The organism is Sphingopyxis sp. (assembly GCF_036402335.1).
GTDB lineage: Bacteria > Pseudomonadota > Alphaproteobacteria > Sphingomonadales > Sphingomonadaceae > Sphingopyxis.
This window is the reverse complement of the sequence record NZ_DASWTD010000266.1, coordinates 1-7,437: the sequence shown is the minus strand read 5'-3', so window position 1 is coordinate 7,437 and position 7,437 is coordinate 1. Positions and strand designations below refer to the sequence as shown.

The window sequence follows — 7,437 nt, the reverse complement described above, 5'->3', positions numbered from 1 at the left end:
GATGCCGAAGGCGTCGAGCGAGTCGTCATAGCCGAGCTTGGGCTTGAGCACCGTCACTGCGTAGAAGGCGATCAGCGAAGCGACCGCGCCGAGGACGATGGCGCCGAAGGGGCCCGAATTGCCTGCCGCCGGGGTCACCGCGACGAGGCCGGCGATGATGCCCGAGCAGAAGCCGAGTGCGGAGGGCTTGTGACCCGCGAGCTTTTCGGCGAGCATCCAGAACAGGGCTGCGGAAGCGGTGGCGACAAAGGTGTTGATCATCGCGAGCGCCGCCGAGCCATTGGCTTCGAGCGCCGAGCCGGCGTTGAAGCCGAACCAGCCCACCCACAGCATGCCGGTGCCGACCATCGTGAGGGTCAGCGAATGCGGCGCCATGATTTCCTTCTGATAGCCGATGCGCTTGCCGAGGATGATCGCCGCGACGAGCGCCGAGACGCCCGCGTTGATATGCACGACGGTGCCGCCGGCGAAATCGAGTGCTGCCGGTAGCGAACTGCCGAACATGCCGCCTTCGAACAGGAAGCCGCCCGCCGCCCACACCATGTGCGCGATCGGGAAATAGACGATCGTCAGCCAGACGGCGCCGAACACCATCACCGCGGCGAATTTCATGCGTTCGACGACCGAACCGAGGACCAGCGCGAGGGTGATCGCGGCAAAGGTCATCTGGAAGCTGATGAACACATATTCGGGCAGCTTGAAGCCGTCGCTGAACGTGTCGGCGAGGCTGTCGGGCGTGACGCCGGCGAGGAAGAACTTGCCCCAGGCGATGAAGGCATTGCCTTCGGGGCCGAAGGCGAGGCCGTAGCCGTAGATCACCCAGATGATCATCGCGAGGCAGGCGGCGGCGCCGATCTGCGTCATCGTCGACAGCATATTCTTGGTGCGCGTCAGGCCGCCGTAGAAGAGTGCGAGGCCCGGCAGGATCATCAGCAGCACGAGCACGGTCGAGGTCATCATCCAGGCGGTATCGCCCTTGTCAACGACGGCTTCGGGTGCCGCCGCGGCGGTTTCCTGCGCCCAGGCGGGCAGTGCGGCGAACAGCGAAAGGCCGACGGCCCCGGCGCCCGCCGCAAATTTATTTGCGAACGTCATGTTTTCCCCCTTCGTCATTACAGTGCCGCCTCGCCGGTCTCGCCGGTGCGGATGCGCACCGCCTGACCGACGTCGAGCACGAAAATCTTGCCGTCGCCGATTGAGCCGGTGCCGGCGGTATGCTGGAGCGTTTCGACGACCCTTGCAGCGAGCGCGTCGTCGCAGACGAGCTCGATCTTGACCTTCGGCACCATGTTGGTGGCATATTCGGCGCCGCGGTAGATTTCGGTCTGCCCCTTTTGCCGGCCGAAGCCCTTGACCTCGGTCACGGTCATGCCGGCGATGCCGAGTCCGGTGAGCGCCTCGCGCACCTCGTCGAGCTTGAATGGTTTGATGATGGCCAGGATCAGCTTCATGACGCCCCCTTTTGCTAATGGCACCATGTTGCACTGCAACAGCTGTGCCAGATTGCGCGGGCGGCGCGAAAGTTAACATTTTGTGACGGTTTGGGAGGAGAAGGACGAACAATCGTTCGTTCGCTGGGCAGGCGTCCTGCGAGTTTGCCTAAATTTTGGGCAGAGGCTGTTCCCCTCCCGCTTGCGGGAGGGAGATCAGCTTTTGCCTGAAATCGCCCTGAACCGGGCCCAGATCGGCAAATGATCCGACGCGCGCGCCGCGAGCGTACTCTGGTGAACGCCCGCATCGATCGCTTCGAGATCGGGAGTCGCGAAAATGCGGTCGAGCTTCGCGACCGGGCGGCGACTGTGAAAGCTGTGGCCGGTGTCGACCAGCCGGTGACGCTCGCCGAAATCGGCGAGGCAGCCGCCGCGCGGCCGCCACTCGTTGCAGTCGCCCATCAGGATCGTCGGCAATGGCTCGCCTTCGGCGACATGGTTCAGGATCGCGCGCGCTTGCTGGCGGCGGCGGAGGCCTGAAATGTCGAGGTGCATGCCGACGACGCGAAGCCTTGTGTCGCCGATGCGGATCGTCGCCGCGACGGCGCCGCGCGGTTCGAGCGTCGGCAAATGAAGCGCATGGCTTTCCTCGACCTCGGCGCCCTTGCGCACGAGCAGCGCATTGCCGTGCCAGCCGATCGCGTAGGGGCGGCCGCTGAGCAGGTCGACGGGAACATAGTCGCTATGATCCTCGAACATGTGCGGCGGGATCGCGCTGGCGCGGGTGCCGAAACGGCGGTCGGCCTCCTGCAGTGCGACGATGTCGGCGTCGAGTTCGCCGAGCACCGACAGCACCCGGCCGGGGTCGCGGCGCCGGTCGAGCCCGATGCCCTTGCGCATATTGTAACTGGCGACCTTGATCATGGAAGGGTTTGGGACCGACCTTACATCCGTTTGTGCTGAGCTTGTCGAAGCACTGTCCTTCTCTCTTCAAGGAAAAAAAGTCCTTCGACAAGCTCAGGACGAACGGGGAAGGGGTTGGGTTGCTAACCCGCGTCGAATTCGGCGATCAGCGCCTGCGCTTCGGCGAGGTCCTCGTCGAGTACCATGATGCGGACGGGGATGAGCAAACCGACGCTTTCGGCGATGTTCATGCCCGCGTCGAAGCAGACCGCATGGACGCCGGCGCTTTCGAGCCGGCCGCGCAGCAATTCGGCTTCGGCACCGTTCGGCAGGCGCACCAGTTCGACGAGCGGCATCAGGCGTCGCCGGCGATGAAGCGGTCGGTCGGGCGCGTCGGCAGGCCGTCGATGCTCCGGTCGCGTTCCCTGAATTTTTCGACCCACAATTCGCGATCGGCCTGGCGATGATATTTCTGCAGCGTGTCGCGCTCGTGCTGCAATTCCATCATCGGTACGCCCCAGCCGCAGCTCGTCTGCACGCTGTCGACGTCGATCACGAAGATCTGGCGCGTGCCCGGGATCAGCGTGAAGTTCGCCGCGAGCGCGTCCCATTCGGCGTCCTGCGGCAGCACCGGGCGGCCGCGGCCATAGATGCGCAGGATCAGCGCGCTGCGGTCGAAAGCGCAGAACATGATCGTGATCCGGCCGTCGGCGGCGAGATGCGCGTGCGTCTCGTTGCCCGACCCGCCAAGGTCGAGATAGGCGACCTGACTCTCCGACAGGATCTTGAAGCTGTCGGCATAGCCTTTGGGCGACAGATTGATGCGCGCGTCGGCGGCCGCGGTCGCGGTAAAATAGACCGGCTGCTTTTCGATGAAGGCGATATGCTTGTCGGTCAGCGTATCGGTGAATTCGGCCATGGCTGCTCTCCGTGTTGCGCCCTGCCTATCACCAATGCTTGCCCTCTTCTATCGCCGCTTCCTCGTCGGGGCGGCTGGCGCGGCCGAGCGCCGCGTTGCGGTGCGGGAAACGGCCGAAGCGGTCGACGATGTCGAAATGCGCCTTGGCATAATCCTGGAACATCGGATCGTCGAACTGGCCGAACAGGCGCAGCGATTCGTGCTGATCGGCGATATCCTCGCTATGCTGGAAGGGCAGGCACGCGAACTGGCGGCGCTCGTCGGGCCAGTTTTCCTGCCAGCCGCGGTCGACGATGCCGCGGGCGATCGCGCGGGCAAGGCTGTCGGTCGCAAAGGCGTCGGCGTGGTCGCGATAGATGTTGCGCGGGACCTGGTCGAACAGGATCGTCGCGGCGAGCGCGGTGTCGGGATCGGTCAGGAAACTTTCCGCCGGACGCGAACGCAGCGCCTCGTGCCAGTCGCCCGCGAGTTGGCGCACCGCTTCGTCGAAATCGGGGCCGCCGCCATACCAGTCGTCCATGCCATGCGCATCGAACCAGAAGGCGAGCAATTGCGCTGCCCAGTCGGCGGGCGGTGAAGAAATGTCGGGGGATTCGGAATTGTCGGTCATGCCGGCAGCGAAGCAATCCGGAGCAGTTTATGCAAGCCGGATTGGTTCGTCATGCCGCACCGGCGAGGCTATTCGGCCTTCGCGCGCCGATATGGCACGAATTTGCCGAGCGATACGAAGCCGCTGTACATCCGGCTCGTGCGGTCGCGCAGCTCGACGGTGTCGATGCTGCACAGCTGGCTGCCGGTCGTCTTGGTGACGAGAATATCGTCATCGTCGAGCGACGAAGCGCCGCCCTCGGGACGATTGACCCACAGCGTGCTACCCGAGCGATAGACGATCGCGGTCTTGTCGATGACCTGCGAGCTGTTGATGCTCGACAAGGTGATGCAATCCTGCGGTTCGCCGGCAACCCGGTCCTTGAGAAGCTTCGCGAGCTGGTCCTCGGGTGCAAGCTTTTCGCGCGCCGAAGAGGCGGCGGGAACGGCGACGAGCGCCGCGGCAATGAAGAGCGTCGGGATCAGACGCATGATTCGACTCCTGTCTAACATACCCTACCCGACGCCTTTCTAGGCCGCCCTGCGTGAACAGGGGCTGACTCGTCGTCGATTCAGCACGCTCCGTCGGGCAGCGGGATGCCGAGCGGGCCCTTGCACTTCTTCTTTTTCGCAGGTTCCGCCGGGGTGCTACCGCCGGTCGATGCCCCGCCCATTCCACCGAAATCGGCGCCGACCAGCAGCATCGTGTGCGAGCGGAAGCGGACCTTCGCGGTCCAGTCGATATTCCACACCGCATTGCCCGCGGGCTTCGGCGGATAGGAGAAATTCGCTTCGGGCCCAAAGGCGTTGAGGTTGCCGATCATCGTCTCGCCCGACGCCTTCTTGACCTCGGCGGGGATCTGGCAGCTGGTCTGAGACGGCGGCATCACGATCTTTTTCGTCACGAGGTTCGCGACCACCGACGGGGGCAACCAGTCCCACAGGCCGCCGCCGAATTCCTTCGACGCGCTGCTCGTCCACCAGACGATGTCGCCGAGGTCGTTCTTGCCGCCGCCATTGCCCATGCCGCCGATCGTCCAGGCGACATAGCCCGTCGCGGGCTGGATGGGGTTCCAGCGGATCATCACCGACCCGTCGGCCTGCTGCGCGGTCGAGGCCGACAGACCGGGCATATAATCCTGTGCGAGGGTGAAATTGATGTCGGAGCCGATATTGCTCGCGACGCGGTGCGCGCCGAGCAGCGACGATCCCGAGCCCGGCTGCTTGCCGCCCTTGTTGTTCGGCCAATCGATGTAGGAGCGGCTGTTCGCCTTGCTCACTTCGCGGATCACCGGCACCGCGCTCGAGAAAAGATTCGGCGGGACCTGTCCCGCGGCCACTTTCGCGAAATCGATCACCACCGGTTGGCCGGGCCCCGCCTTCGCGCCGCAGCCCCAATAGAGCAGCAGGCGGCCCTTCGGGCGTTCGAACGGCGTCGTTCCGGTCTCGTCCTTCCCTTCGATCGTGGTCAGCGGGACCGACTTGCCCATCTTCGCCTGCGGCAGGAAGAAATGGTCACCCTTCGGCGGCGGCGCGCTTGGCGCATCGTTCGAGCCGAGGCGAAGGAGAAGCTGGTGCGCGACCCTGCTCGACGGGTCGCCGCCGAACATCATCCCCATCGCGCCGCCGAGGCCGCCCTTGCCGCCGCCGGCCATCGCGGCGAAGCCCGACATCGTCGCGACGTCCATTTCATAACGTTCCCTGGGGCCGGTCGATTTTTGCGCCGAGCCGGGAACGGCGGCGAGCATCGCGGCGACAGCGGCCACGGAAACAAAACGCAGACTCGAACGCATGATATCCTCCCTGTTGCAGGGGATCCCCCCACGGATGATGCGACCCGATTCTTCTTTTGTGGGGTGAGCTATATGCGCGGGAGGAGCGAACGCCAAGTGATGGCTGTCACAGGCTTTCGTCATTGCGAGCGTTAGCGAAGCAATCCAGAGCGGCTTGTCACACTCTGGATTGCTTCGCTAACGCTCGCAATGACAAATTATTGTCAGGTTACGCCGTGCCGCCCACGGTGAGCCCGCTCACCAGCAGGGTCGGCTGGCCGACCCCGGCGGGCACACTCTGGCCACCCTTGCCGCAGATGCCGATGCCTTCGTCGATCGCCATGTCATTGCCGATGCCGGTGACCTTGGTGAGCACGCTCGGCCCGTCGCCGATCAGCGTCGCGCCCTTGATCGGTGTGCCGAGCTTGCCATTCTCGATCTTGTACGCCTCGGTGCAGCTGAAGACGAACTTGCCCGACACGATATCGACCTGTCCGCCGCCGAAGCTTTTGGCGAAGATGCCGTTCTTGACGCGCGACAGAAGCTCGGCGGGATCGTCGTTGCCGCCCTTCATGAAGGTGTTGGTCATGCGCGGCATCGGCGCATGCGCAAAACTCTCACGCCGTCCGTTGCCCGTGGGTTCGACCCCCATCAGGCGGGCGTTGAGGCGGTCCTGCATATAGCCTTTGAGGATGCCGTCGTCGATCAGCACCGTCTCGCCGGTCGGCGTTCCTTCGTCGTCGATGCTGAGCGAGCCGCGGCGGCCGCCGCCGACCGGGCTGTCCATCGCGCCGTCGTCGACCACCGTCACGCCCGGCGCCGCGACGCGTTCGCCGATACGGCCCGAAAAGGCGCTGGTGCCCTTGCGGTTGAAATCGCCTTCGAGCCCGTGGCCGACCGCTTCGTGCAGCAGCACGCCGGGCCAGCCCGGGCCGAGCAAGACGGTGAACTCGCCCGCGGGAGCATCGACTGCGCGCAGATTGACGAGCGCCTGCGCCAGCGCCTCGTCGATCGCGCGGTTCCACTGCGCGGGTTCGAACAGATGATCGTACATGTAGCGCCCGCCGAGACCGAAATAGCCGGTTTCACGGCGGCCGTTCTCCTCGACCACGATCGAGACGTTGAGGCGGACGAGCGGCCGGATGTCGGTCGCAAGGAAGCCGTCGGCGCGGACGATCTCGACCACCGACCAGCTGCCCGCGAGCGCAACCGACACCTGCACGATGCGCGGATCGCGTGTCCGAGCGGCGGCGTCGATTTCCTGGCAGAGCGCGACCTTCTTGGCGAAGGGGATCAGGTCGAGCGGGTTCGCTTCGTCATAGAGATGGCGGTTGGTGCGCGGCGGCGGCGCGGCGTGCGCCTGATTCGACGGGTCGAGCAGCGCGAGCGTCTTGGCGGCGCGGCGGATCGCGCCGGCGCTGATGTCGCTCGCGTGCGCGAAGCCGGTCATCTCGCCCGACACGGCGCGCAGGCCGAAACCGGCGTCGGTCGAATAGTCGGCGGTCTTGAGCCGCCCGTCGTCGAAGCCGAAGCTCTCGGTCGCGCGATATTGCAGGTAGAGCTCGCCATCGTCGGCCTTTGCCAAGGCTTCGCGCGCGAGCTTCTGCGCCAGATCGGGGTCGAGCGCGTCGGCGCGGTAGAGGAAGCGGCGGGGATCGGTCGGGCTTGTCATGGAACCGATATAGGGGCGCGGCCGATTTGCGCAAAGGCCCGTTCGTTGAGAAGGAGCCGGTGATGCGTCCGAATGGTCGCTTTGGGGTGGGGAACTGCCCCTTTTGTGCACCCCGGCGAAAGCCGGGGCCCAGTGCGGAAAAGCGCAAGGTTA

9 protein-coding genes are annotated in these 7,437 nt (G+C 65.1%); all 9 read right to left on the bottom strand.

The window, feature by feature from the left end; genetic code table 11:
* Positions 1–1,095: ammonium transporter (locus VGD20_RS08440; RefSeq protein WP_331134018.1), on the bottom strand; the 1,095-nt coding region annotated here is incomplete at its 3' end.
* A 17-nt stretch (positions 1,096–1,112) separates the two neighbouring features.
* Entirely contained in the window at positions 1,113–1,451 is a 339-nt protein-coding gene (locus tag VGD20_RS08435) for a P-II family nitrogen regulator (protein ID WP_331134017.1), read from the bottom strand.
* A 195-nt stretch (positions 1,452–1,646) separates the two neighbouring features.
* On the bottom strand, positions 1,647–2,354 hold the full coding sequence (locus VGD20_RS08430; RefSeq protein ID WP_331134016.1) for an endonuclease/exonuclease/phosphatase family protein: 708 nt from the start codon (positions 2,352–2,354) through the stop codon (positions 1,647–1,649).
* Positions 2,355–2,476: 122 nt separating this feature from the next.
* Positions 2,477–2,689 carry a DUF2007 domain-containing protein gene (locus tag VGD20_RS08425; RefSeq protein ID WP_331134015.1) on the bottom strand — a complete coding sequence of 71 codons (213 nt, stop codon included), beginning with the start codon at positions 2,687–2,689 and terminating at the stop codon, positions 2,477–2,479.
* Positions 2,689–3,252 (bottom strand): pyridoxamine 5'-phosphate oxidase family protein, encoded by a 564-nt coding sequence (locus tag VGD20_RS08420; RefSeq protein WP_331134014.1) that lies wholly within the window; start codon positions 3,250–3,252, stop codon positions 2,689–2,691. Before VGD20_RS08420 ends, VGD20_RS08425 begins: the two co-directional genes overlap by 1 nt.
* A gap of 28 nt (positions 3,253–3,280) precedes the next feature.
* The gene (locus VGD20_RS08415; RefSeq protein WP_331134013.1) at positions 3,281–3,862 is read right to left on the bottom strand and encodes a DUF924 family protein; all 582 of its coding nucleotides are present in this window, start codon (positions 3,860–3,862) and stop codon (positions 3,281–3,283) included.
* Between the two features lie 68 nt (positions 3,863–3,930).
* Positions 3,931–4,332, bottom strand: coding sequence for a hypothetical protein (locus VGD20_RS08410; RefSeq protein ID WP_331134012.1), 402 nt, complete (start codon positions 4,330–4,332; stop codon positions 3,931–3,933).
* An 80-nt stretch (positions 4,333–4,412) separates the two neighbouring features.
* Positions 4,413–5,633 carry a hypothetical protein gene (locus VGD20_RS08405; protein WP_331134011.1) on the bottom strand — a complete coding sequence of 407 codons (1,221 nt, stop codon included), beginning with the start codon at positions 5,631–5,633 and terminating at the stop codon, positions 4,413–4,415.
* Between the two features lie 208 nt (positions 5,634–5,841).
* Entirely contained in the window at positions 5,842–7,284 is a 1,443-nt protein-coding gene (gene tldD / locus VGD20_RS08400) for a metalloprotease TldD (RefSeq protein WP_331134010.1), read from the bottom strand.
* Between the last annotated feature and the right edge of the window lie 153 nt (positions 7,285–7,437).

Bases quoted from the DNA above. Each gene is read 5' to 3' on its own strand.
- VGD20_RS08430 (WP_331134016.1), bottom strand. From the start codon at position 2,354: ATGATCAAGGTCGCCAGTTACAATATGCGCAAGGGCATCGGGCTCGAC.
- VGD20_RS08425 (WP_331134015.1), bottom strand. From the start codon at position 2,689: ATGCCGCTCGTCGAACTGGTGCGCCTGCCGAACGGTGCCGAAGCCGAA.
- VGD20_RS08405 (WP_331134011.1), bottom strand. From the start codon at position 5,633: ATGCGTTCGAGTCTGCGTTTTGTTTCCGTGGCCGCTGTCGCCGCGATG.
- VGD20_RS08410 (WP_331134012.1), bottom strand. From the start codon at position 4,332: ATGCGTCTGATCCCGACGCTCTTCATTGCCGCGGCGCTCGTCGCCGTT.
- VGD20_RS08420 (WP_331134014.1), bottom strand. From the start codon at position 3,252: ATGGCCGAATTCACCGATACGCTGACCGACAAGCATATCGCCTTCATC.
- tldD (WP_331134010.1), bottom strand. From the start codon at position 7,284: ATGACAAGCCCGACCGATCCCCGCCGCTTCCTCTACCGCGCCGACGCG.
- VGD20_RS08415 (WP_331134013.1), bottom strand. From the start codon at position 3,862: ATGACCGACAATTCCGAATCCCCCGACATTTCTTCACCGCCCGCCGAC.
- VGD20_RS08435 (WP_331134017.1), bottom strand. From the start codon at position 1,451: ATGAAGCTGATCCTGGCCATCATCAAACCATTCAAGCTCGACGAGGTG.